We start from the raw sequence: 22772 nt of genomic DNA on the forward strand, positions 1-22772 counted from the left end.
TCCGACGACGATATGCCCTAGATCGACTGGGGCTAGGGCGGCGCGGGGGCAGCGCGGGGCAGCGGGGGGCAGCGCGGGGTTAGGGGCGGGGTAGGCGCATGGCCATCGTGGGGGCCTCGGCCATCACTGAGGTGGGGGTGAACGGGGCGCCGGTGGGCAACTCCTCGGCACGGCCGATCTGCACCCCGGGGTAGAGCTCCACCATGTCGTTCTCACCCAGCACACGGGACTGCTGCGGGGCCAGGGGGATGCGGTCCGACTCGGCCATCGAGCCGGCCGGGCGGATGCCCGAGCCGTTGGTGCTGACGTCGGTCACGATGACCTCGCCGACCCGCAGCTCGAAGTGGACGTGGCCACGGCTGATCCATCGCCGGGCCTCGTCGTTGAGCCACTGCCCGAGCATGATCCCGCCGTCCTGCTCCGGGGCCCGGCCAGCGACCAGCGGCTGATCCTCGCTCAGCACGAACCGCCGCCGGACCAGGCCGCCGACGCGCACCGCGAGCACCTCCGTACGCGGCCGAGGGCCGCCGTCACCGAGCCGTACGCCGTGCCGGGGGCAGGTCGGAACGCCGTTGCGCAGCGCGGGCGGCGGCTGCGCGGCGGGGCTGCGGTCGGCACCCCCGGCCAGGTCGGCGAACGCGCCACCCCCACCACCGCCGCCGAACAGCGCGCAGCCCGACTCCGGGCAGCGCCACTGGCGGGCCAGCAACTTCACGCCGGTCGGCGAACGCTTGCCGGCCACCGGCGAGTGCCCACCACCGACGTGCGCGATGAACACCGGCCCACCGGCACCCGGCACCGGAGCGACCACCCGACCGGGCTGCTCGACCAGCCACGGGAACCGACCGCGCAGCCCGTCGAAGCGAACCCGGCTGAGCACCGGCAGCCCGAGCAGGTCGGCGACCTCCAACATCCGGTCGCCCGGGTTGTCGAGCACCTCGACGAGCCCGTCGTCGGCCCAGCGGCGGACGACCATCCGCTCGTTGGAGGTGAGGTCGGCGTCGGAGAGTAGCGCCCGGTGGACCACCGCGTAGACCTGGACGCTGTCCTCCTCCAACTCGCGGGAGAGGGCGTCGATGACCATGCCAAGGCGCAGCAGGCTGGCTGGCCGGCCGCCGTCGATGTCCTGGTAGCGGATCACCTCGGCCAGGTCGACCACGGCCCGGGCCAGCGAAGGGTCGGTGCACACCCGTCCCTCGATGGCGTCCAAAACCTTGCTGATCTCGAATCTCATGCCGCGCTCCGGACGATGTCGTCGATCCGCCGGGCCAGCGCGATGTCCCGGTGGGTGACCCCACCGGCGGAGTGCGTGACACAGCGGAAGGTCAGGGTCCGCCATCGGATGTCGATGTCGGGATGGTGGTCGAGCTCCTCGGCCACCGTCGCCACCCGGTCCACCACCGCGATGGCGTCCGGGAAACTGCCGAGCTGAACGGTACGACCGATGCCGGTCGGGTCGCCCGACCAGTCGGTCAACCCGCTCAGCTCTTCTCGCACCGCATCCGCGGTGAGCAGGTCTGCCATGACCAGACCCTACCGGTGGCGCGTCCGACTGGCCGGACGCGCCGTCGTGCGCCGGATCCGCGGTGTCCAGAAATGCGGCGGCGGGGCCGCATCATCGGATGCCGCCCCGCCGATCAACCTTCATGTCGGCCGCGTGGCGGCCGTGCCTGTTCAGCCGCGTGGCGGCCGTGCCTGTTCAGCCGCGTGGCGGCCGTGCCTGTTCAGCCGCGTGGCGGCCGTGCCTGTTCAGCCGCGTGGCGGCCGTGCCTGTTCAGCCAAATGGCGGCCGTGCCTGTTCAGCCGCATGGCGGCCGTGCCTGTTCAGCCGCGCAGCGGCTGACCAACCGCGTGCAGGTGACCGAGTGCCTGTCGGTACGACTCGACCAGCCCGGTCTCGGCGTACGGGATGCCCTGCTCGGCGCAGTAGGCGCGCACGATCGGCTGGGCCCGGCGCAGGTTGGCGCGCGGCATGTTCGGGAACAGGTGGTGCTCGATCTGGTAGTTGAGCCCGCCCAGCGTGGTGTCCACCAGTCGGCTGCCCCGTACGTTGCGGGAGGTCAGCACCTGCTTACGCAGGAAGTCCAACTCGTCCTCGGCAGTCGGCATCGGCATGCCCTTGTGGTTCGGCGCGAACGCGCAGCCCATGTAGAAACCCCACAGCGCCTGGTGCACGGCGGCGAAGAGGAGCGCCTTGACCGGCGACATGACCGTCAACAGCAGTGCCACGTACCCGGCGGTGTGCGCGACGAGCAGCACCGCCTCGACCGCCCGGCGTCGCATCGGGGTGGTGTACCGGCCGTCCGGCTCCCGCCCGATGATCGCCCGGATGCTCGCCACGTGCAGGCTCAGGCCCTCCAGGAGGAGCATCGGGAAGAAGAGATACGCCTGGCGCTTGGCCAGCCAGCGATTGACTCCCCGGGTCTCCAGCGCCTGCTCGGGCGTCCACACCAGGGCACCCGCGCCGACGTCCGGGTCCTCGTCCTCGTGGTTCGGGTTGGCGTGGTGCCGGTTGTGCTTGTCGACCCACCAGCCATAGCTGATCCCCACCGCCACGTTGCCCGCGAGCAGCCCCACCAACTCGCTGGGACCGCGCCGACGGAACATCTGGCGGTGCCCGGCGTCGTGGCCGAGGAATGCGACCTGGGTGGTGGCCACCGCCATCAGGGCCGCGAGCGGCAGCTGCCACCAGGAGTCGCCGAGCAGGAACACCGCCACCCAGCCGGCCACGAAGGCGCCGAGGGTGAGCGCGATGCGGGTGACGTACCAGCCGGGGCGACGCTCCAGCAGGCCCGCCTGGCTGATCCGTCGGGACAACTGTGCGTAGTCACTGCCTCGCCGTTGTACCGGCGGTTCCGCCACCGCTCCGAGCGCCATTGGTGCTCCCGTTCCGCTTACGCCCGTACCGGGGTGGTTCGGGCTTAATGTCAAGTCTCCCGGTCACGGTCGCGCTGAGTAACCCAGACAACCCCCGAATGGGGGGTAGGGAGAGCCCTACCCCCCTGTGGTCCGGCTCAGCCCAGCCGGCCCACGGCGGCGCGCAACCGAGCCAGGTCACGCCGCCGCCGCTCGTAGGTGGCGGCGAGCCCGACCAGCGCCAACCCGCCGACACCGAGGTAGATCCACCGGGGCAGCAGGTCCCATCCTCGGGCCAACTCGTGCAGCGCCAACAGCGCCAGCACCCCGCCGCCGAGCAGCACCGGCGCCTGCCATCGGCGGGTCGCGCCGGCCAGCACCGCGCCCAGCGCCGCCGCGCCGAGGAGCAGTCGCCGCCACGGCTGCGGGTCCGCGCCGGCAAGTACCGAAACGAGGCTCGGCAGCAGCGCCGCGACCAACCCCGGGCCGAGGGCCGGCCAGCTGGTCAGCCTGGGTCGGATCCGCATCGCCAGCAGACCTGCGCCGAGTGCGAGCGCCGCGGCCGGCAGGGTGTACGCCTCCAGCACGGTCACGCCGCCGGCGGCCAGCAACACCCACGCCCCGAGCAACTCGCTGCCGGCGGCGATGCCGGCGAACGCCCACCGCCGGCCGGCCGGCTCACCGCGGCGTAGCAGCCGCAACGCGACGGCGGCACCCCAGAGCACGCAGACGGTGGCGAGGTGCCGCGCCACCTCGACGGCGAGCACCGCCGCCACCAGCGCCACCGCCTGCGCGGCAGCGTCCAGCACCCGCCCGACCCGCGCCCCCGGGGCCGGCATGGCCGCGACCGCCTGCGGCAGGGTGGTTGCGTCGGCCGGCGACGGGGTGGTTGCGACCGCCCGCGCCGGGGTGGTCGCGGCGGCGACGGCCAGCACCAGCGCGGCCACCGCGAGCAGTGGGTACGCGGCCGCCCGCAACGGCAGCCCTGCGGCGAGCGGGGCCGTCACCGCCAGCGCGGATGCCGCACCCACCGCGGCGAGGCAACCGGCGACACGCACCTCGACCATGCGCGCCCCGACGGCAACGACCACCGCCGCCACCAGCAGCACCCCCTCGGCGGCGAGCGTCCCGGCCCGGGTGGCCAGCAGCCCCACCACACCGGAGGCGACCAGCACCGCCCCCACCGGTACGGCGACCGTTGCGAGCGCCGGGCGAGGCGCGGCCAGAGCGGCGAGCAGCAGCGCGGCCAACCCGGCGAGCAGGACGGCGGCCGGCAGCACCGGCCACGGCGCGCCGACCGCGATGAGCAGCACCGGAAGCGCCGCCGCGACGAACGGCAGCGCGGGCAGCACCGCCGGGCGGACCCGTCGACCGACCAGCACGGCGGCCACCGCCAGCACGACCAGCGCCAACCCGACGGGAAGCACCGTCGGATCGGCCAGGACCGTGGGCACCCCCGACCACACCCGCCCCCGGCTGCCGTACGGGGACACGAGCGCGGCCAGCACCGTCGGCAGGGCCGCCAGGACAGCGACCGCCGCCAGCGCACCACCTGCCGCCACCACCACACCCGACCGGCCGGTCACCGACGGCCCCCCGACCGCCAGCCCTCCAGCCGGCGTCGCCCCGATCGGCGATCCAGCTTCCTTCGGCTCGCCCGACCGGACCGACTCGTGATCGGCGGCCGGCGGCCGGTCCCAGAGGGCGACGAGCGCGACGCCCAGCGCCGCCAACGCGGCGTACAGCGCCAGCGGCTCGTTCCCCGCCACGACCAGCGGCGCGAGTCCCGGCACGGTCACCGCGACCACGGCGCCGGCCACCGCGTACCCGGTCAGCTCCACCCGGTGGCGACGCGCCGCGAGCACCGCGACCAGCGGCAGCGCGGCGGCGGCCAGCGCGAGACGCGCCTGCCACCACGGCGGCGCGCCCGCGGCGAACAGCGCCGCCACCACGGCCCAGGGCAGCGCGAGCTGCGCGACCAGCAGACCCACGCCGGCCACCTGACGGTACGGCCCGGTGCCCCGTCGTACGGCCAGCGCCAGCCCGACCACGGCGATGGCGCCGAGCGCCACCAGGACGCCGGACGCGGCGGCCAGGGCGACCAGCAGCCCGTGCCCGAGCAGGGCGGCACCGCCGAGCGCGCGGGTGTGCAGGGAGGGCGGGCGGGTCGCCGGGCGGGCCAGCACGGCGAGCAGCAGCACGACCCCGCCGACCAGGTCGACGGCCACCACCTGCGGCCAGGAGGCCGTCCAGCCGGCGGGCACGGCGAGCAGCACTGCCACCGCGCCGGCCGTGGCGAGCACCGGCCGCGCACCCCGGGGCATCAGCAGCACCGTCGCGCCGATCGCCAACGCCACGGTGGGTGCCAACTGCCAGCCCCAGTCCAGGTCCGATCCCGTCCCGGCCCCGCCCCACGGCGGCAGCGACCGGCCGACGGCGGCCACCGCGAGCGCGGCGGTGACCAGCACGGCCACCTGCGCCGTGCACGCCGCGACCAGCAGCGCACCGGCACGCGGGCCGGTCCGCCAACCGCCGACATCGGGCACCCCGATCCAGCCCATGTCGGCCGCTGCCGCGCCGGCACCTCCGGTCCGGCCATGTCCGGCAGCAGCCGCACCGCCGCCGCCAGACCGACGGCCACCGTCGCCGCCGCGATCAGCAGCAGTGCCGGCCGCAGCTCGGCCACCGGACGCAGCAGGGCGACGGCGAGCACCGGCACCAGCAGCCCAGCGGCCACCGACCGCAGCGCCCGCCCACCGACCAGCCAGGCCGCACCGAGCCCGGTGAGCGCGACCAGCAACAGCGGCAGGCCGGCCAGCAGTGGCGAACCCGCCGCCCGCCCGAGGATCAGCGGCACCAGGGCGCAGCTGGCGGCACCGACGAGCGCGGCGACGTGGCCGATCCCGGCCAACACCCGGCCGACGAGCTGCGCCACCCCGTCCCGGCCGCGAAGCGCGGCCAGCACGGCCAGGTTCAGCAGCGCCACCCCGAGCAGGACCAGCGCCCAACCCCCGCACCCGGTTCGGCCTCGGCGGCGAGCAGCGGCAACGCCGGCTGGGCAGCCACCAGAGCGGCGAACCAGGGCCCGGTCAACCTGCTCCACCGGCCGTACGACACGGCGACCGCCGCGCTGGCCCCCCGACCAGCGCGGCGTACCGGCTGCCCGGCCAGCCGGCCACACCGGCCAGGTCCACCGACCAGGCCGCGTAACCGTCCAGCACCACCAGCAGCAACCCGACCGCGGCGAACGTCTCCGCCGTGCCGCGCAGCCCTCGGCGGACCGCCAGCAGCGGTACGGCCAGGGCGAGCGCGGTGAACGCGGCCAGGATCAACGCCCGCCCGCCGACCCCCACCGCCGCCCAGGCCACCGCGGTGAACACCACCGCGGCGGTACCCAGCAGAAGTCCACCGAGGACGAAGAGCAGACCCTGGACGGTCCGAGTCGAGGTTTCCGCCGCGCCCGGCGCCGATTCCGCCGAGGCACCCGGGCCGATGGGCGGTGCCGACCCGACGAGAGCCACCGGCCGCGCCACGATGGGAGCGGCCAACCCGGCGCGGACGACCGCTGCCAACTCGGCCCGCCGCCGCGACGTGGCCGACAGACGGCCGGCCAGTTCGGTGTACGTGCGACGGGCCCGGTCCACCTCCGGCTCGAGCTGGGCGACCTCCCGGCTCAGCCGGACCACCTCGGCGGCGATCGGGTCGGGCGCGCGCCCGCAGCCGGTGCAACCGGTGCTCAGATCCGCCGGGGCACCGCAGGCGGGGCAGGGATAGCGGGTGTCATCCACCCGGTCATCATCGGCAGCCGACCGGGGCGCGGCCCAGAGTGCGCGTACTCAGGGGCGGGTGTGCTCGAACACCCAGGTGGCGTAGTCGGGATTGCCGCTCTCCACCCTGGACACCAGGATCTCCGGCACCTCGTACGGGTGACTGACCCGGATCTGGTCCACCAGCGCGGAGAGCCGATCGGGCGAGGTCTTGAACTGCACCGACCATTCGGTGCTGGTCTCCACTCCGGACCGCCACCAGTAGGTGCTGTCCACCTGGCCACCCACCTGGGCGCAGGCGGCGAGCCGACCGGCGACGGCTGCGGCCGCCAGCACGTCGGCAACCGAACGCGCATCCACCACCGTCGTTACCACGCAGATCTGGTCCACGACCGCACCCTACGCGGCATTGTCCCGATTGGCCGCGATCCACACGTCGATCTGCGCCCACCAATCGAAGAGCCAGTCGATACGTTGCTGCCGTCCGGTCGGTACGTCCTCCGGCGGCACCGACCAGAACCGCATCACGATCCGCTTGTCCATCGGCAGTTCCCGCCACACGTCCGCGACGGTGAGCATCCGGTCCAGCCCGGTGTGGGCGACGAAGATGACCCCGGCGTCCGGGGCGGCGTCCAGCGCGGCGAGCATCCCGCCGGGCTGCGGGGCGAGCACGTGGCGCATCCGCTCGGCGCGCAGGGCCATCCGTTCCAGCCCGAGGGAACGCAATCGGGCAATGGCCCGCAGTCGTCGCTTGGGGGTGAAGTTGCCACCCTCAGGGAAGATCACGAACGCGTCGTTGTCGTCCAGGCCGGCGGCCAGCTGCCCGACCTGGCGTACCGTCTCCTCGCCGCGCTCCGGCGTCGGCGCGATGAACCGGTTGGGCAGCCGGTTGAGCAGCACGTCGATGGCCGGGTCCCACTGGAGGCTGTCCTTGAGCACGATCCGCGGCTCCCGGTCGAACCAGTTGACCAGCCCGTGGATCAGGATGAACGAGTCGCCCGGCCCGGCGTGCCGGCAGAGCACCAGCTCGGGTCGGCCGGGCAGCGCAGTGTCCGGGTCGGTGCCCACCACGTCGATGGACAACCGCAGTGCCCACTGAGCCTGCCAGAACAGCACCCGCAGGAACCAGCCGGCCAGCACGTAGTGTGCGCGCTGGAAGGCCGGGGACCGGGCCCGCCAGCCGAAGCCGGAGGCGACCCAGAGCAGGAAGAGCGCGAGCAGCGCGGCGGCATCCCAGACCAGGTAGAGGCAGCCGATCCAGAGCAGCCGCAGCGGGCGCAACCGGCCCGGGACCAGCGGCGAGGCGGCCGCGGCGAGCAGCGCCCAGACCGGCAACGTGGTGACCACGACGAACGCGAGCACCACCACGGCGGGGGCGATCAACAACCGACGCAGCCACCTGGGGGGCAGCGGCATCACCGCTCCACGTTGGTGGCGAGGTAGCGCCGGGAGGCGGTGTACGCCCGGCTGATCCGCCGTCCCACCGCCGCCATGTCCCGGTACGCCCATGGGGTGTCGTCGCCGGGGTTCAGCCCTCCGGTCGGCAGGACGTGCACCTCCACCCCCTCGGGCAGCGCCGCCATCTCCCGGAAGAAGCGGTGCCGGCGGGAGATCTCGAACGCGACCTGCGCGATCTCCCACGGCCGTCGGGGCGGCGTCAGGTCCCGTTCGATCCGACCCACCTGGAGGACGAAGATCTGGCGGGCGCCGACGGCCACCGCCTCGCCGATCGGGATGGAGTTGACGATGCCGCCGTCCACGTAGTGCGCGCCGTTGATCTCCATGGGTGGAAGCAGACCTGGCACCGAGGCCGACGCCAGCACCGCCGGCACCACCGGGCCACTGTCGAACCAGTGCTCGGCGGCCCGCTCGATGTGTGCGGCGCAGCAGCGGAACGGCACCCGCAGATCGGCGAAGGTGGTATCCACCCCCAGCTCGGTCTCCAGCAGGCGGCGCAGCGGCCGGGGTGAGTGCAGGTGTGTGCGGGCGGCGAAACGGCGCAGTTGCCGGGCGACCGAGTCGCCGTACACCTCGCTCGCCTCCGGCGAGGCCCAGAGCCGGACCAGCCGGTCGGTCACCGCCTCCGACGGGTCGGCGGCGACCAGCGCGCCGTTCACCGCGCCGATCGAGGTGCCGAGCACCATGTCGGGTTGGATGCCGGCGCGGAACAGCGCTCGCAACATGCCCACCTCGACCGCGCCGAGCACTCCCCCGCCGCCGAGCACGAATGCCACCGGTCCCCCCGCCATGCCTCTCATCCTGGCACGGGCCCGCAGCCCGCCGGTCGGCCGCCGTCGGCGGGCGGTAGGCGCACGCCAGGCACCGTCCGTCGAACGGGTACGGCGACGGCGTTGACAGGCCGGACACATTCGCGCAACCTGATACCGCTCCCACCCCTGAGGCAGGTGCGATCGGTGAAGGCAGCACTGCATCCGGGCCGGTTGCTGGCCCGCAGATACCGACTTCTCGACCAGATCGGCGCCGGCGGCATGTCAGTGATCTGGCGTTCCCGGGACGAGGTGCTGGACCGGGTCGTCGCGCTCAAGGTGCTCGCCCCGTCGCTGGCCGCCGACGCGCGATTTCGGGGCATGGTGCGCGATGAGGCCCGGGCCGCCGCCCAGTTGGTGCACCCGCACGTGACCTCCGTGCACGACTACGGCGAGACGGTCGCCCCGGACGGCTCGATCACCTCGTTCGTGGTGATGGAGCTGCTCAGCGGCGAGGAGTTGAAGCTGCGACTCACCGAGGGGCCGTTGCCGTGGGCCGAGGCGGTCCAGGTGGGCGCGCAGGTCGCGGATGCTCTGGCCGCCGCTCACCGGCTCGGCATCGTGCACCGGGACATCACCCCGGCCAACGTGATGATGACCGGGACGGGTGTCAAGGTGCTCGACTTCGGCATCGCCACCCGGATCGGCGCGCCAGACGAGGACGAGGACGGCGAGACCTTCGGCACCCCGGCGTACGTCGCACCGGAACGGCTCGACGGCGCACCGGCCCAGCCGTCCACCGACGTCTACTCGCTCGGCGTACTGCTGCACGAGGCGCTGACCGGCCGGGTCCCGTACCCGGCGGACACCTGGGAGCAGCTCAGCGCCGCGCTGGCCAGCGGCCCGCCGCCGACGTTGGCCGAGCTGCCGGAGCTGCCCCCACCGGTGGCCCGGATCTGCCTGCTCAGCCTCGCCCGGAATCCTGCCGATCGGCCGACCGCCCGGCAGGTGGCCACCGCGCTACGCGACCAACTGCTGCCGGCCGATCCTCCGGCCGCGACCATCCGGGTGCCCACCCGGCCCCTGCCGTCACGGCCGGCCGCCGTCCCGGTGGTGGCCAGGGGGACGGCGGCCGGGTCGGACGAGACGGCGGCCGAGTCGGGCTGGTCCCGACGGCGACTGGCGCTGGTGCTGGTCTCCGCGGTCCTGGCGGTCGGGGCGACCCTGGCCGGGGTGGCCCTGCTGCCCGATGAGCAGCCGACACACCGGACGCAGCCCACGGTCGGCCCGGTGCCGACGCCGTCGACCGACCCGCCGCTCTCCGCGTCGCCCGAGCCGACCGCCGCATCGCCAACGAGGCCGAGCACCAGGTCACCCACCTCGGATCCGGGCACCCTGGTCGAGGCCGCCAACCGGGTCGACGGGCTGATCGGCGCCGGGCTCAGTGCCGGTGAGATCCGTGTCGACGTTGGTCTCGACCTGCGCAACGAGCTGCGCAACCTGACCGTCGCGGTCAGCTCCGGCCGCGACGAGGCGGCGCCGCTGGTGGCCCGGCTGCGCGAGAAGGTCGCGGTTCGCCTCGGTGAGGGCGGCATCAGTCCGGCGTACGCGGAGCGGCTCGACGCCGCCATCGCCGAGCTGGGTGCGGCCCGGGTCTGACCGGACGGCGACGCCGCGGGTGGGAGCGTCAGCGGGCCGACACCCGGGCCGGTTCGCGGATGTCGTGTCGCCCGGCAGCGAAGCGCCGGTAGACCTCCGCGTAGCCGTACGCCATCCGCTCGACCGAGAAGTTCTCCGCGACGTGTGCCACGCAGTCTTCCGGGGCGAGCTGCTCGGCAGCGAGCAACGCCGCGGGTAGCTCCTCCGGCCGCTCGCAGACCAGCCCGGTCAGCCCCGGCCGGACCAGCTCCGGCACCGCACCCCGGTTGAGCGCGACCACCGGTGTGCCGGTCGCCATCGCCTCCAGCATCACCATGCCGAACGGCTCATCCCACTGGATCGGCATGATGAGGCAACGGGCGTCGACCAGCATCCGTAGGGTCTCCGGGCGGTCGGCGTTGAGCACGACGGTCACGTCATCGTCGACCAGCGGCGCGACGACCTGCTCGTAGTAACGGCGCTCGGCCGGCTCGTTGCACTTGCCGGCCAGCACCAACGGCAACCCGGCTGCCCGGCACGCCCGGATGGCGACGTCCGGGCCCTTGTCCGGGCTGAACCGGGCCAACCACAGCACCGGCCCCGGGCCGGGCTCGGTCTTACGCGGCAGGCCACGGATGTCCAGTGCGTTGTGCACCGTGCCGGCCCAGGGCAGGCCAGTGTTCAGTCGGCGTTGGGCGTGCGAGATCGCCACCAGAGCGACACCCGAGTCGATGTCGCCGAGCACATCGCCGTACTCCCCCACGGGGTTGCCGTGCACGGTCGTGACCGTCGGCACGGCCCGGCGGCCGGCGACCAGCGGGCCGATCGTGGTGTGGTCGTGGATCACGTCGAAGTCGGCCGCCGTGATCAGCCGGTTCACCCGGGCCAGGTGGGCCAGCTCCGGCAGTGACTCGCCGAGCCGCTCGTACTGGACCTCGGGAACGGTGGAGACGAAGCCGTCGGCGGCGGTGCCGTGTTGGCTGCCGGCGCCGAACAGGGTCACCGCGTGCCCCTGGCTGGTCAGCGCGTCCACCAGTGCGGCGACGACCTGCTCAAGGCCGCCGTAGCCGGGCGGTGGCACGGACAACCAGGGCGGAACCACCATCGCGATACGCAACAACCGCTCTTTCGGGCGGCCCGCAGGCGGATGGTTCACGGCCACGAGTCCTCCCCGTTGGTCCCCGGTGCGGCGGCGGCGCCGCCGGTCGACGTGGTCGGCGGCGGGTTCCCTGTGGCGTCCCGGGTAAACCGGACAAGGCGGACGCTCACCCGCCGACCAGGAGTTGGTCGTGAACGACCCGCACCCCCGGCGCGGACCAGGCCACACGCTCGACCTGGTCGCGTTCCCACCAGGAACGGACCACCCCGGCGAGCACCAGGGTGTCGCCATCAACCTCGACGGTCACCCGCTCGGCGCCGATCGTGCGCAGCAGCGCCCGCTGGACGTCCCGACGCAGCCGTTCAGCGGGTGGCGCCGGTGGTCGTACCTCGATCAGGTTGGTGATCCCCCGTACGCCGTCGAGCCGGCGCAACTCCCCCTCGGCGGCGCGCCGTTGCCACCCGAACTCGACCTCACCACGGAGCATCAGCCAGCCATTGGCCACGGTCAGGTCCAGCCGCTCGGCAGGCACGAAGCTGTCCCACTCCAGCGCGCGAGAGGCGGCGAGGGCGACCTCGGCGTCGGTACGCCCCGGCGTGCCGGGCAGCCGCACCTCGATCTCGTCGGCTACCACGCGTACGCCGCGAACCCGCTGTGCGCACCGGGTCGCGGCCCAACTGCGGGCGGCGCCGTCCACGAACCCGGTCAGCGTGACCACGCCCTCGTCGACGGTCACGCCGATCTCGTTCGGTTGCAGCCGGGCGTCCCAGGCCAGCTCCGCCAGGACGTCGCGTTGGATCCGCTCGTCGTCGCGGACATCCACCACCTCGGTCATGACACCCCCCGGTTTCGGTTACGCGCCCACCGAATTTGTCGGACACACGGGTGACGGCGGTTCACCCGATCCGGGTGAACCGCCGTCCGGGCGGAAAAAGCGGCGGGTGACGGAGCCGACCCCCTCGGCCCCGCCACCCGCCGCCAGAGGGAGGAGGCAGGTTCAGATATCCGTCAGGACGTCTCGGCAAGCGTCACGGTTGCCGACTTCTCGACGCCGTTCCGCTTGAACTGCACCTCGACCCGGTCGCCGACCTTGCCGGCCTGCACCGCGCCGACCAGGTCGTCAGAATCGTTGATCGGCTTGTCACCGAACCGGGTGACGACGTCGCCACGCTGGAGGCCGGCCTTCTCGGCCGCGCTGCCCGTGGTGACCGACGCGACGAGCGCCCCGCCGCCCTCGGCCTGGTTGACGCCCACCCCGAGCGACGGGTGGCTGACCTTCTCGCCGCGCTGGAGCTTGTCCGCGACGTCCTTGGCCTTGTTGCTGGGGATGGCGAACCCGACGCCGATGTTGCCGGTGCTCTGCCCGGAGGTCGCGATGGCGGTGTTGATGCCGATCACCTCGCCCCGGGTGTTGACCAGCGCGCCGCCGGAGTTGCCGGGGTTGATCGGTGCGTCGGTCTGGAGCAGACCGGAGATCGAGCTGACGGGCTGGCTCTGCTGGGTCGGGTCCTGCTGCTGGCCCTCGCCGGCCCGGATGGTGCGGTCCCGGGCGCTGAGGATGCCCGAGGTCACCGACCCCTGCAGGCCGAGCGGGCTGCCCAGGGCGAGCACCTGGTCGCCGACCTGCATGGCGTCGCTGTCGCCGAGTTTGGCCGGCTTGAGGTCGCTCACCCCGTTGGCCTTGACCACGGCCAGGTCGGTCTTCGGGTCAGTACCGATGATCTTCGCGTCGGCGGTCTTGCCGTCGGCGAAGACCACCCGCACGACGTCGCCAGCGGCGGAGGCGACGACGTGGTTGTTGGTCAGCACGTACCCGTCGGCGCTGAGCACCACCCCGGAACCCTCACCGCTGTCGGTGGTGATCGAGACGACGCTGTCCTGCACGGACGCGGCGATCTTCGGCAGGTCGGCGCCGTCGATCACCGGGGCCGCGGAGTAGGTGCGGGTGATACCGCCGCCGCCGTCACCGTCGATGGCGAGCGCGAGCGCTCCGCCGGCCACTCCGGAACCGAGCATCAGGGCGAACACCGCGACGCCGGCGCCGGCGAACTTGGCGATCCGACCCGGCCGGGGGCCGCTGCCGGGCGGCGCGACCTGCGGGCCCCACCGCGGAACCGGCTGACCCGGGTGCTGGGCGTGCTGCCCGGGGTGCTGGGCGTGCTGCTGGTGCGGCGGGTACGCCATACCCGGCTGCCCCCCGCCAGCCCAGCCGGACTGCTGACCCGCTTGCCAGTGGGCACCGGGGTACTGGCCGGCGGTCGGCTGCGGGTAGCCGGGCTGGCCGGCTGCCGGGTAGCCGGAGACCGGGTACGGCGGTGCGGAAGGGGTGGCGGCCGGGGCTCGTACCCGGTCGGCTGGGCGGCGGCCGGCGGCGCGCTGGCCGGCTGCCCGGCGTACGCGGCGGGGGCGGCCGGTGTGGCGGGCGTGAAGGCAGTGGTCTCCGAGTCACCGGTGGTCGACACGACCGGGACGGGAGTGGTCGGGGAGTCGGACTGCGCGCGCTCGTCGCGCGGCAGCTCGGCGGTGGGGTGCGACGGCTCGGCGTCGGTGGGGGCCGGCCGGCGCTGCGGGTCGGACTCGAACTCGGTCATGGCACTACCTTCTCCCCTGGCACTGCGATCAAGCTGGAACCGTCCTGGAAGTTCCCTGAAAGTCAGTCGCCCACTCCGTCGACCTGTGGCAGCAGCGGCAGCCGGACCCGGAAGGTGGCCCCACCGCCGGGCGTCTCGGCCACCTCGACCGAGCCGTGGTGGGCGGCGACCAACGCCGCCACGATCGCCAGGCCGAGGCCGGTGCCGGTGTTGCTGTCGGCCCGCCGCGTGCGCGCCGCGTCGGCCCGGTAGAACCGCTCGAAAACCCGTTCCGCCTGCTCCGGCGAGAGGCCTGGGCCGGTGTCGGCCACCTCCACGACGGCGAGGTCCCCCGGTTCGGCACGCAGCCGTACCCGGATCTCGGCGTCCGGCGGGGTGTGGGTCAGCGCGTTGGTGACCAGGTTGCCGATCACCTGACGCAGCCGCGCGTCGTCGGCCGAGACGACGAGCGGGCCCGATTCAGGCTCGATCTCCAGCTCGATCCGCCGATCCGGAGCCATCGCTCGGGCGGCGTGCACGGCGTCGGAGGCGAGCACCGGCAACTCCACCGGAGTCAGCGAGAGCGGCCGTTCCCGGTCCAGGCGGGCGAGCAGCAGCAGGTCCTCCACCAGCAGCCCCATCCGGGCCGCCTCGTCCTCGATCCGGCGCAGCAGGCCGGCGGTCTGCTCCGGCGCACGGGCCGCGCCCTGCCGGTACAGCTCGGCGAAGCCGCGGATGGTGGTCAGCGGGGTCCGCAGCTCGTGCGAGGCGTCGGCGACGAACTGCCGCATCCGCTCCTCCGAGCGGATGGCCCGCGCCTCGGACGCCTGAGCGGCGACGGCGGCGTCCCGGGCAGCACTCTCCGCCCAGCGCGCCGCGGTCTCCGAGGCGGCTCGGGCGGTGAACGCCGCTTCGATCTGGGTGAGCATCGCGTTCAACGCACGCGAGAGTCGGCCCAGCTCAGAGGTCGGATATTCCTGCCCCTGCTCCGGGTCGGGCACCCGGCGGGTCAGGTCCCCGCCTGCGATGGCGGCAGCGGTCTGTTCCATCTCGACGAGGGGCTTGAGGCTGGTCCGGACGATCGCCGCGCCCACCGAGGCCAGCATGATCAGCACGGCGCCGCCGACCAGGAGGTCGATCCAGACGAGCTGCTTCACCGCCCGATCCACGTCGGTCAGCGGCTGCCCCACGGCGAGTACCGAGCCATCACGCTGGGGGGCGTAGTACACGCGCCACCGGGTGTAGCCGTCGTGGGATGCGACGGTCTGCGGCTCGCCCTCCTCCGCCTCGAAGCCCGCGCGGCTGGTGGGGAACGTGGGCAGCTGGTCGAGGTCGAGACTGCGCTCGTCGTATTTGGGGGCGTACACCTGCTGCTCGTCGGCCACGATCACGACGTAGTCGCTGGGCAGCATCGCGTTGACCTCACCGCTGCGCAGCTTCGGGAGCAGCTGGCCGAGACCCTGCGCGGTCGACCTGATCTGGCCGTCCACCTGGCCCTCCAGGTAGTTGCGCAGGAAGTAAGCGGTCAGCGAGCTGATCACCAGCAGCGCGACGGCGACCAACGCCAGCACCGAGGTGACCAGCTTGACCCGCAGCGGAACGCTGCGTACCCGTCCCTTCGCCTGCTGGACCGCGTTCACGCCGCCGGCTTGCGCAGCACGTACCCGACGCCACGCAGGGTGTGGATCAGCCGGGGTTGGGTCGTGTCGACCTTGCGCCGCAGGTAGGAGATGTAGGACTCGACGATGTTGTCGTCGCCACGGAAGTCGTAGTTCCAGACGTGGTCGAGGATCTGCGCCTTGGACAGGACCCGGTTGGCGTTGAGCATCAGGTAGCGCAGCAGCTTGAACTCGGTCGGCGAGAGCTGCACGCGCTGGCCGGCCCGGTGCACCTCGTGGGTCTCCTCGTCCAACTCGAGGTCGGCGAAGGTGAGCCGGGACGGGGTCTGCTCGCCGGTCGTGGTGCGACGCAGCACGGCGCGGATCCGGGCGGTCAACTCCTCCAGGCTGAACGGCTTCGTGACGTAGTCGTCGCCGCCCAGGGTCAGCCCACGGATCTTGTCGTCGGTGGCGTCCCGGGCGGTCAGGAAGACCACCGGGGTACGCGTGCCGCCCTCGCGGAGCATCCGGATGACCTCGAAGCCGTCCAGGTCCGGCAGCATCACGTCGAGCACCACCAGGTCGGGCCGGTGATCCTTGGCGGCGTTGAGCGCGGCGCTCCCACTTGTCGCGGTGGCCACGTCGAAGCCCGCGAACCGCAGGCTCGCGGAGAGCAGTTCGAGGATGTTGGGGTCGTCCTCGACGACGAGCAGACGCGCCTCGGTCTGGGTAGCGGGCATGTGCCCATCATCGGTGACGTCACTGCGTCGGCGCTGGACGCTTCCTGCAAAAACCCTGTGAGTCGCCGGCCGATCCGCCGGCCCTCGGCAGCGCCGGTCAGCGCAGCAGGCGGCGCAGCCCGTCCAGGGCGCCGTCGAGCAGCCGGATCGCGGTGCGCAGCTGGCCGTCGCTGAACTGCCGGGCGCGCACCAGCCGGCCCACCTCGGCGCTGAACGCGGTCAGCCGCTGGTCGACCTCGTCGAGCAACGCGGTGTGCGGCCCGGCGGCCGACGCCGGCCGGTGAGCCGGTGCCGGCGCTTCCCAGCGGGTACGCCGGGTCTGCCGGGTGGCCTCGCTCAGCTCCCGCTTGAGGTCGCGTGCCGAGCCGCGTACCTCGCTGCGGATCTCGCCGGCCAGGGTGGAGAGGTCCGCCACCGAGGCCGCGATGTCCGCCTCCAGCGCGGTCAGCTCGCCGGCCCGCTGGCGCAGCTCGTCACGGCCGGCGTCGGTGATCTCGTACGTCTTGCGGCCACCGGCCGCGGTGTGGCTCACCAGACCCTCGACCTCCAGCCGTTGCAGGCGGGGGTAGATGGTGCCGGCACTGGGGGCGTAGAGCCCGAGGAACCGATCCTCCAGCAGACGGATCAGCTCGTACCCGTGCTTGGGGCCGTCGTCGAGGAGCTTGAGCAGGTAGAGCCGGAGCCGTCCGTGGCTGAACACGGCCGTCACGGCAGCTCCTCCCCATCGTCGTCGACAGCTCGGGCGAGCAGGGCGATGCTCCCCGAGGTCGCGGAAGCCCAGAGCTTACCTTCGCCCGCGCCGAGCACTCCCTCGCTGTTGAACAGTGGAAACGTCGAGGTGCGCACCTGCGGGAAGCCACTGGTGATCCGGCCCGAAGCGCTCTGTAGTTGGACGGCAAGGTCGCTGTCCTCGCGGACCCGGACGGTGATGCTGCCCGAGATGGTGGTCAGCCGGATCTCGCTGCGCCGAGGATTGTCCAGGTCGCACGTGATGGCACCGGAGACGGTCTGCGCCCGCACCCGATCGGCGGCGCTGTCGGCGATGATCACCTCACCGGAGACCGTGTCCAGAGTGAGGTCGCCGCGTACGCCGAGCGCCTCCACCGGGCCGGAGGTGATCCGCGCGGAGGTGTTGCCGCCCAGGCCCATCAGGGTGATCTGGCCGGCGACGACGTGGACCGTGGTCTGCCGGCGCAGGCCGGAGGCGACCAGCGATCCCGCGACCAGGCCCAGGTCGGCGAGGACATCGGTGGGCACGGCGACGGAGACGTCCACCCGGGGATAGCGGTGGATCATCCGGAACCACCGCAGGACGTCCGACCAGCCCCGGCCGCGCTCCTGGCGGATGCTGAGCCGGCCGTCGGAGTGATCGATCAGGACCGGCCGCCGACCGACCTGGGTGACGTCGATCCGGGTCGGGCCGTCGGTGGCGACCACGTTGAGCCGTCCGCTCACCAGGCGGACGTCCAGCCGGGTGACCGGGCCGTCCATGGTGAGCCGCTGCGGGCTCTCGACCGTCCATTCGGCCATGGCGTCCCCCTTTCGACGGCGCGCGGACACGCGCCTGACAGGGAGCACAGTAACGCGATACATCGCGACAGCACAAGACAGGTCGCGAGTTGGTCACCGGACGGAACCTCCGCCCGCGCCGCTCCCCTCAGGCCGCCAGGTCCAACTCCCGGCCGGTGACCGGCGTCGGCACGGGAACGGCCGGGGTCACCGTGGGCACCGAACGCAGCCGGGCCCGCGCCACGGCACCCGCCGTGGGCAGCAGGTGTACGGCCGACTCGGCGGCCCGGGCCAGCAACCGCCGGTCGGCGTCACGGGCCGGGTGCAGCGCGGCGGCGATGGTCACCGACACCACCAGTTCCCGCGCCGCGACCACCCGGGCCACCGACCGCAGCAGGGTGTCCGCACCGAGGAAGGCGGCGGCCGTGGTGGTCGTCCCGGTGGCCTCGCAGCGATAGGCGAGCCGCAGCGGCACCACCGGGCTGCCCGTGTCGATGGCCGCCTGGAACGTCGCGGGCCGGAAACCGCCACCGGGGCGGCAGTCGGCAGCGCTGTCACCAGCGCACCAGGTCGTACCCTCCGGAAAGACCGCCACCGACCGGCCGGCGCGCAGCGCGTCGGCGACCCGGCCGACGGTGCTCGGCAGCGCTCGCGGCCGGGAACGGTCCACGAACACCGTGCCCGCCGCCGCGGCCAGCAGACCGACCACCGGCCAGGAGCGGATCTCCCGCTTCGCGACCATCCGGGTGGGCGCGACCGCCAGCACCGCGAGGATGTCCAGCCACGACACATGGTTGGCGACCAGCAGCGCCCGCCGCCGGGGCAGCCGACCCCGGATCACGAGCCGGACGCCGAAGGCGCGCGCGGTGGCCCGAGCCCAGCCGCGTACCGCCGCCTGCCGTTCCCGGGTCGGGAGCACGGGCAGCAGCAGCACCAGGCCGACCCCGGCCAGCAACATGCCGGTCGCGGCGACCAACCGGAGCACCCGTCGAGCCACCGGCACCGAGGGCACCTCGCCGGCCCCCGGCAGGCAGTCGTCGTCGCAGCCCGACGAGGGCCGCCACAGCTCGTGCGGCACGGCGGTCACCGCTGCGCCCCCTCGCCCAGGAAGTGCCGCAGGTAGCGCGGGTTCATCCGGTCCAGGGAGAAGAGCACGTAGAAGTCCGCGCACCCGAAGTCGGGGTCGTACGACGGCTCGCCGCAGATCCATGCGCCGAGCCGGAGGTAGCCCCGCAGCAGCGGCGGAACCGCTACGCGCCCGGCCTGATCGGCGGCGGCGGACGGAGCGGTGGCGGCCCGGTGGAGAGCGGCGGCCGGGTCGGTGAACCAGGGCCGCAGCGGGCGGACCCGCAGCGGAGGCGGAGACAGGTGCCGGGTCTGAGTCTGGGTCCACACCTCGGCCACCGCCCGCCCACCGTCGGCCACCGGCACCGAGGCGCAGCCACCGAGCCAGCGGGAGCCCCGCAGGTGCAGGTACCGGGTGATGCCAGCCCACATCAGATTGATCACCGCGCCCGAGCGATGATCCGGGTGTACGCAGGACCGGCCCGCCTCGACCAGGTCGTCGCGGAGGGGGTCGAGCGCGGTCAGGTCGAACTCGTCCTCGGCGTACCGCCGGTTGGTGCGGCCGGGCGGCAACAGCCGGTACGTGCCGACCACCTCGCCCGTGCTGTCCTCGCGGACGATCAAGTGGTCGCAGTACGCGTCGAAGGGGTCCACGTCCAACCCGGCCGCGCCGGGAAGGAGGGTGGCGCCGAGCTCAGTGGCGAACACCTCGTGACGCAGGCGTTGCGCGGCCGCGACCTGGATGGGGTCGTCGGCGATCAGCAGGGTGTATCCGCTGGTCGTCAGGGGTGCGCCAGCGGCATGCAGAACAGCCATGGGATCTGTGTAGGTGCCCGGGTTGCCATCCACGGGGACCACCGGTGTCGATCGGATGAACGCCGGTCGGCGGATGGGTCCGACCACCTCCGTGCGAGGCTGCCGATACGGAACCGGCGACGGCGCCGGCACGCCCCACCGGAGGTCGACGATGCGCATCGAGTCCCGCTACAACGGGCCACCCGGTTCCGGTAACGGCGGCTGGAGCGCGGGGGTGTTCGCCGCCGAGGCGGGCGGCACCGGACCGGTCGAGGTGACGCTGCGCCGGCCACCACCTTTGGAGACCGCGCTGAGTCTTGTCGACGGCGAGGTCCGTGACCCGGCCGGCGAACTGGTGGCCGAGGTGCGCCCGGTCGGGTTGGTCGATGCCGTCGTACCCCCTGTCGACCTGGACACCGCGGTGGCTGCGGCGGCCCACTACCCCGGCCTGGTCGAGCATCCGTTCCCCGACTGTTACGTCTGTGGGCCACAGCGGGCGGACGGGCTGCGGATCTTTCCTGGCCGGCTGCCGGACGGGCGGACCGCCGCGCCGTTCCGGGCGCCCGAGCAGGTCAGCGAGGCCACGGTCTGGGCCGCGCTGGACTGCCCCGGCGGTTGGACGGTGCTCGCGCCGGGCCGCCCGTACCTGCTGGGCCGGATCGCCGCCGTGGTCGCGGCGCTGCCAGGGCCGGGCGACCAGTGCGTGGTGACCGGGGCTCTGCTCGGTGTCGACGGGCGCAAGGCGCTCGTGCACACCAGCCTGTACGGCCCGAACGGCGCCCTGCTCGGCGCGGCACGGGCAACCTGGATCGCGCGCTGAACTCCGGCCGTCGTCCCTGGGGATGAGTCGCCTCCACCCTGCGACGGACCGCAAAGTACGGACCGCGCCTGATTGACCTTGTTGCCACGGGCCGTCACGCTGTGCCACGGCGTACCTCTACGCCACGCACGGGAGGAGAACGATGACTGACGGGCAGCGAAGCCCCACCAGCGACGGTCAGATCGTGGTGTCCGGTCTGACGAAGCAGTACAAGAACGTTCGGGCGGTGAACAACCTGTCCTTCACCGTGGCGCCGGGGCGGGTGACCGGCTTCCTCGGCCCGAACGGCGCTGGCAAGACCACGACCCTGCGCATGCTGCTGAACCTGGTCACGCCCACCGCCGGCACGGCCACCATCAGCGGCAGCCGGTACGCCGACCTCGCTGACCCGCTGCGGCACGTCGGCGCGGTGCTGGAGGCGTCCAGCGCGCACAAGGGCCGCACCGGCATCAACCACCTGCGGGTGATCTGCGCGGCGGCCGGGCTGCCCAAGCAGCGGGCCGACGAGGTGTTGGCCCTGGTCGGGTTGACCCCGGCGGCGAAGCGCAAGTTCAAGGGCTACTCGCTGGGCATGAAGCAGCGGCTCGGTATCGCCGCCGCGATGCTCGGTGACCCCCGGATGCTGATCCTCGACGAGCCGGCCAACGGGCTGGACCCGGAGGGCATCCGGTGGATGCGCGGGTTCCTCAAGAACCTCGCCCACGAGGGCCGTACGGTGCTGGTCTCCAGCCACCTGCTGTCGGAGATGCAGCTCCTCGCCGACGACGTGGTGATCATCGCGGCCGGGCAGCTGGTCCGGCAGGGTCCGGTCGATCAGGTGCTCGGGTCGATGGCGCAGGGTGCCCGGATCCGGGTGCGCACGCCGCAGGCCGAGGCGTTGATCGCCGCTCTGAAGGCGCAGTCGGCCACCGTCGACACCGACGAGCAGGGCCTCCTGCTGGTCGGCGGGGTGGACGCCCCGACAGTCGGCCGGGTCGCCCTGGCCGCTGGCGTGGAGCTACACGAACTGACCCCGGAACGGCCCGATCTGGAACGGGTCTTCCTGGAGCTGACGGCCGGAAAGGCGGACATCCGATGAACCTGGTCCGATCCGAGCTGCTCAAGATCCGTACCACCAGCACCTGGTGGTGGCTGGCTATCGGCGCGTTCCTCTCGATCGCCCTGGCCTTCGCGGTCAATGCGTGGTTGGCCGTCACGGCGCTCGGCGGCGACGCCGAGGAGATCGGCGTCAGCGCTGAGCAGGCGACCGCGCCGGCGCAGGCGGCGAACCTCTACACCTCGGGCCAGTACCTCGGGCTGATGTTCGTGATGCTCATCGGCATCCTGATGGTCACCAACGAGTTCTTCCACCAGACCGCGACCACGACGTTCCTGACGACTCCCCGGCGAACGTCGGTCATCGTCAGCAAGCTCGCCGCCGCCAGCCTGCTCGGCTTCATGTTCTGGCTGGCGACCACGCTTATCGACCTGGCCGCCGGCGCGATCTTCCTGTCCGCGAACGACTACGGCACTCAGCTCGGTGAGTGGCCGGTGCAGCGGGCGCTGCTGTTCAACCTGCTGGCCTACGCCATCTGGACGATCCTCGGGGTGGGCATCGGCACGCTGATCACCAACCAGCTCGGTGCGGTGATCACGGCGGCGGTGCTCTATCTGATCGGCACCCAGGTGGTGGGGCTGCTCTTCCTGCTCCTGTCGAACCTCCTCGACAGCGAGGCGGTGCTCAAGTGGCAGGTGATCTGGCCCGCGGTGGCGTCCCAGGTCATGATCACGGAGGGCACCTCGGAGTTCACCCCGTCCTGGTGGGTCGGGGCCCTGGTGCTGATCGGCTATGCGCTGGTCAGCGGAATTGCCGGAGTTCTGCTCACCCGGCGGCGCGACATCGCCTGATGGCGTCTGCGACCCCGGGGCGGCAACGACAAGCTGGCCGCTCCGGGGTCGGGCGTCACCCTTCGGCGACCGGCCGCGCGGGAGCCGGGTTACCAGTTCGACACCGTGCGCGCAGGCGTTGCTGAACTTCTGGCATCTTCTGTGAAACCGGCCACGGGACCGAGGCGGAAATGCCGGCGGGATCTCCACGGCGTAGCCTGGGAGTCGTCCAGTCCGTGCCC

21 protein-coding genes and 1 pseudogene are annotated in these 22772 nt (G+C 73.0%); 4 read left to right on the top strand and 18 right to left on the bottom strand.

Annotated elements, in window-relative coordinates; genetic code table 11:
- Positions 1–79 precede the first annotated feature (79 nt).
- From PCA76_RS27405 to PCA76_RS27440, 9 genes are all read right to left on the bottom strand, one after another.
- Positions 80–1234, bottom strand: coding sequence for an FHA domain-containing protein (locus tag PCA76_RS27405; protein WP_272613330.1), 1155 nt, complete (start codon positions 1232–1234; stop codon positions 80–82).
- Positions 1231–1524 (bottom strand): 4a-hydroxytetrahydrobiopterin dehydratase, encoded by a 294-nt coding sequence (locus PCA76_RS27410; protein ID WP_272613331.1) that lies wholly within the window; start codon positions 1522–1524, stop codon positions 1231–1233. Before PCA76_RS27410 ends, PCA76_RS27405 begins: the two co-directional genes overlap by 4 nt.
- 300 nt (positions 1525–1824) lie before the next feature.
- Positions 1825–2877: a fatty acid desaturase family protein gene (locus PCA76_RS27415; RefSeq protein ID WP_272613332.1), complete on the bottom strand. Its 1053-nt coding sequence runs from the start codon at positions 2875–2877 to the stop codon at positions 1825–1827.
- Positions 2878–3014: 137 nt separating this feature from the next.
- Complete coding sequence (locus tag PCA76_RS27420; RefSeq protein ID WP_442930285.1) at positions 3015–5180, bottom strand: SCO7613 C-terminal domain-containing membrane protein; 2166 nt, start codon at positions 5178–5180, stop codon at positions 3015–3017.
- Positions 5180–5959, bottom strand: coding sequence for a hypothetical protein (locus PCA76_RS32905; protein ID WP_442930167.1), 780 nt, complete (start codon positions 5957–5959; stop codon positions 5180–5182). Before PCA76_RS32905 ends, PCA76_RS27420 begins: the two co-directional genes overlap by 1 nt.
- Positions 5946–6644 carry a hypothetical protein gene (locus PCA76_RS27425; RefSeq protein WP_272613334.1) on the bottom strand — a complete coding sequence of 233 codons (699 nt, stop codon included), beginning with the start codon at positions 6642–6644 and terminating at the stop codon, positions 5946–5948. Before PCA76_RS27425 ends, PCA76_RS32905 begins: the two co-directional genes overlap by 14 nt.
- Positions 6645–6692: 48 nt before the next feature.
- Positions 6693–7013 (bottom strand): divalent-cation tolerance protein CutA, encoded by a 321-nt coding sequence (cutA, locus tag PCA76_RS27430; protein WP_272613335.1) that lies wholly within the window; start codon positions 7011–7013, stop codon positions 6693–6695.
- Between the two features lie 9 nt (positions 7014–7022).
- The gene (locus tag PCA76_RS27435) at positions 7023–8039 is read right to left on the bottom strand and encodes a 1-acyl-sn-glycerol-3-phosphate acyltransferase (RefSeq protein ID WP_272613336.1); all 1017 of its coding nucleotides are present in this window, start codon (positions 8037–8039) and stop codon (positions 7023–7025) included.
- Positions 8039–8872 carry a patatin-like phospholipase family protein gene (locus PCA76_RS27440; protein WP_272613337.1) on the bottom strand — a complete coding sequence of 278 codons (834 nt, stop codon included), beginning with the start codon at positions 8870–8872 and terminating at the stop codon, positions 8039–8041. The genes PCA76_RS27435 and PCA76_RS27440 overlap by 1 nt, the downstream gene beginning before the upstream one ends.
- Before the next feature lie 165 nt (positions 8873–9037).
- Between PCA76_RS27440 and PCA76_RS27445 the strand changes: the two genes are divergently transcribed.
- The gene (locus tag PCA76_RS27445) at positions 9038–10489 is read left to right on the top strand and encodes a serine/threonine-protein kinase (RefSeq protein WP_272613338.1); all 1452 of its coding nucleotides are present in this window, start codon (positions 9038–9040) and stop codon (positions 10487–10489) included.
- A gap of 28 nt (positions 10490–10517) precedes the next feature.
- Here the strand turns inward: PCA76_RS27445 and PCA76_RS27450 are convergent, their stop codons facing one another.
- The 9 genes and pseudogenes from PCA76_RS27450 to PCA76_RS27490 form a co-directional block, all read right to left on the bottom strand.
- Positions 10518–11573 carry a glycosyltransferase gene (locus tag PCA76_RS27450; protein ID WP_272619671.1) on the bottom strand — a complete coding sequence of 352 codons (1056 nt, stop codon included), beginning with the start codon at positions 11571–11573 and terminating at the stop codon, positions 10518–10520.
- A gap of 160 nt (positions 11574–11733) precedes the next feature.
- The gene (locus tag PCA76_RS27455) at positions 11734–12402 is read right to left on the bottom strand and encodes a BON domain-containing protein (RefSeq protein WP_272613339.1); all 669 of its coding nucleotides are present in this window, start codon (positions 12400–12402) and stop codon (positions 11734–11736) included.
- Positions 12403–12575: 173 nt separating this feature from the next.
- Positions 12576–14158 (bottom strand): annotated as a pseudogene (locus PCA76_RS27460) (trypsin-like peptidase domain-containing protein).
- 62 nt (positions 14159–14220) lie between these two features.
- Positions 14221–15777: a sensor histidine kinase gene (locus PCA76_RS27465; protein WP_272613340.1), complete on the bottom strand. Its 1557-nt coding sequence runs from the start codon at positions 15775–15777 to the stop codon at positions 14221–14223.
- Complete coding sequence (locus tag PCA76_RS27470) at positions 15774–16475, bottom strand: response regulator transcription factor (protein WP_184178241.1); 702 nt, start codon at positions 16473–16475, stop codon at positions 15774–15776. Before PCA76_RS27470 ends, PCA76_RS27465 begins: the two co-directional genes overlap by 4 nt.
- A gap of 97 nt (positions 16476–16572) precedes the next feature.
- On the bottom strand, positions 16573–17184 hold the full coding sequence (locus tag PCA76_RS27475; RefSeq protein WP_272613341.1) for a PadR family transcriptional regulator: 612 nt from the start codon (positions 17182–17184) through the stop codon (positions 16573–16575).
- The gene (locus PCA76_RS27480) at positions 17181–18005 is read right to left on the bottom strand and encodes a DUF4097 family beta strand repeat-containing protein (RefSeq protein ID WP_272613342.1); all 825 of its coding nucleotides are present in this window, start codon (positions 18003–18005) and stop codon (positions 17181–17183) included. The genes PCA76_RS27475 and PCA76_RS27480 overlap by 4 nt, the downstream gene beginning before the upstream one ends.
- A 127-nt stretch (positions 18006–18132) precedes the next feature.
- Positions 18133–19071, bottom strand: coding sequence for a lysophospholipid acyltransferase family protein (locus tag PCA76_RS27485; protein ID WP_272613343.1), 939 nt, complete (start codon positions 19069–19071; stop codon positions 18133–18135).
- Positions 19068–19865, bottom strand: coding sequence for a GNAT family N-acetyltransferase (locus PCA76_RS27490; protein ID WP_272613344.1), 798 nt, complete (start codon positions 19863–19865; stop codon positions 19068–19070). Before PCA76_RS27490 ends, PCA76_RS27485 begins: the two co-directional genes overlap by 4 nt.
- A 151-nt stretch (positions 19866–20016) precedes the next feature.
- Between PCA76_RS27490 and PCA76_RS27495 the strand changes: the two genes are divergently transcribed.
- The 3 genes from PCA76_RS27495 to PCA76_RS27505 all read left to right on the top strand — a co-directional run bounded on the left by PCA76_RS27495 (position 20017) and on the right by PCA76_RS27505 (position 22551).
- On the top strand, positions 20017–20664 hold the full coding sequence (locus PCA76_RS27495; RefSeq protein WP_272613345.1) for a hypothetical protein: 648 nt from the start codon (positions 20017–20019) through the stop codon (positions 20662–20664).
- 142 nt (positions 20665–20806) lie between these two features.
- Positions 20807–21742 carry an ABC transporter ATP-binding protein gene (locus PCA76_RS27500; protein ID WP_272613346.1) on the top strand — a complete coding sequence of 312 codons (936 nt, stop codon included), beginning with the start codon at positions 20807–20809 and terminating at the stop codon, positions 21740–21742.
- A complete protein-coding gene (locus tag PCA76_RS27505; RefSeq protein ID WP_272613347.1) occupies positions 21739–22551 on the top strand; it encodes an ABC transporter permease in 813 nt (270 codons plus the stop codon). Before PCA76_RS27500 ends, PCA76_RS27505 begins: the two co-directional genes overlap by 4 nt.
- The last annotated feature ends 221 nt before the right edge of the window (positions 22552–22772 follow it).

This window comes from Micromonospora sp. LH3U1 (assembly GCF_028475105.1).
Taxonomy (GTDB): domain Bacteria; phylum Actinomycetota; class Actinomycetes; order Mycobacteriales; family Micromonosporaceae; genus Micromonospora.

Bases quoted from the DNA above. Each gene is read 5' to 3' on its own strand.
- PCA76_RS27405 (WP_272613330.1), bottom strand. From the start codon at position 1,234: ATGAGATTCGAGATCAGCAAGGTTTTGGACGCCATCGAGGGACGGGTG.
- PCA76_RS27410 (WP_272613331.1), bottom strand. From the start codon at position 1,524: ATGGCAGACCTGCTCACCGCGGATGCGGTGCGAGAAGAGCTGAGCGGG.
- PCA76_RS27415 (WP_272613332.1), bottom strand. From the start codon at position 2,877: ATGGCGCTCGGAGCGGTGGCGGAACCGCCGGTACAACGGCGAGGCAGT.
- PCA76_RS27420 (WP_442930285.1), bottom strand. From the start codon at position 5,180: ATGCCCCGGGGTGCGCGGCCGGTGCTCGCCACGGCCGGCGCGGTGGCA.
- PCA76_RS27435 (WP_272613336.1), bottom strand. From the start codon at position 8,039: ATGCCGCTGCCCCCCAGGTGGCTGCGTCGGTTGTTGATCGCCCCCGCC.
- PCA76_RS27440 (WP_272613337.1), bottom strand. From the start codon at position 8,872: ATGGCGGGGGGACCGGTGGCATTCGTGCTCGGCGGCGGGGGAGTGCTC.
- PCA76_RS27450 (WP_272619671.1), bottom strand. From the start codon at position 11,573: ATGGTGGTTCCGCCCTGGTTGTCCGTGCCACCGCCCGGCTACGGCGGC.
- PCA76_RS27455 (WP_272613339.1), bottom strand. From the start codon at position 12,402: ATGACCGAGGTGGTGGATGTCCGCGACGACGAGCGGATCCAACGCGAC.
- PCA76_RS27470 (WP_184178241.1), bottom strand. From the start codon at position 16,475: ATGCCCGCTACCCAGACCGAGGCGCGTCTGCTCGTCGTCGAGGACGAC.
- PCA76_RS27480 (WP_272613342.1), bottom strand. From the start codon at position 18,005: ATGGCCGAATGGACGGTCGAGAGCCCGCAGCGGCTCACCATGGACGGC.
- PCA76_RS27490 (WP_272613344.1), bottom strand. From the start codon at position 19,865: ATGGCTGTTCTGCATGCCGCTGGCGCACCCCTGACGACCAGCGGATAC.
- PCA76_RS27495 (WP_272613345.1), top strand. From the start codon at position 20,017: ATGCGCATCGAGTCCCGCTACAACGGGCCACCCGGTTCCGGTAACGGC.
- PCA76_RS27500 (WP_272613346.1), top strand. From the start codon at position 20,807: ATGACTGACGGGCAGCGAAGCCCCACCAGCGACGGTCAGATCGTGGTG.
- PCA76_RS27505 (WP_272613347.1), top strand. From the start codon at position 21,739: ATGAACCTGGTCCGATCCGAGCTGCTCAAGATCCGTACCACCAGCACC.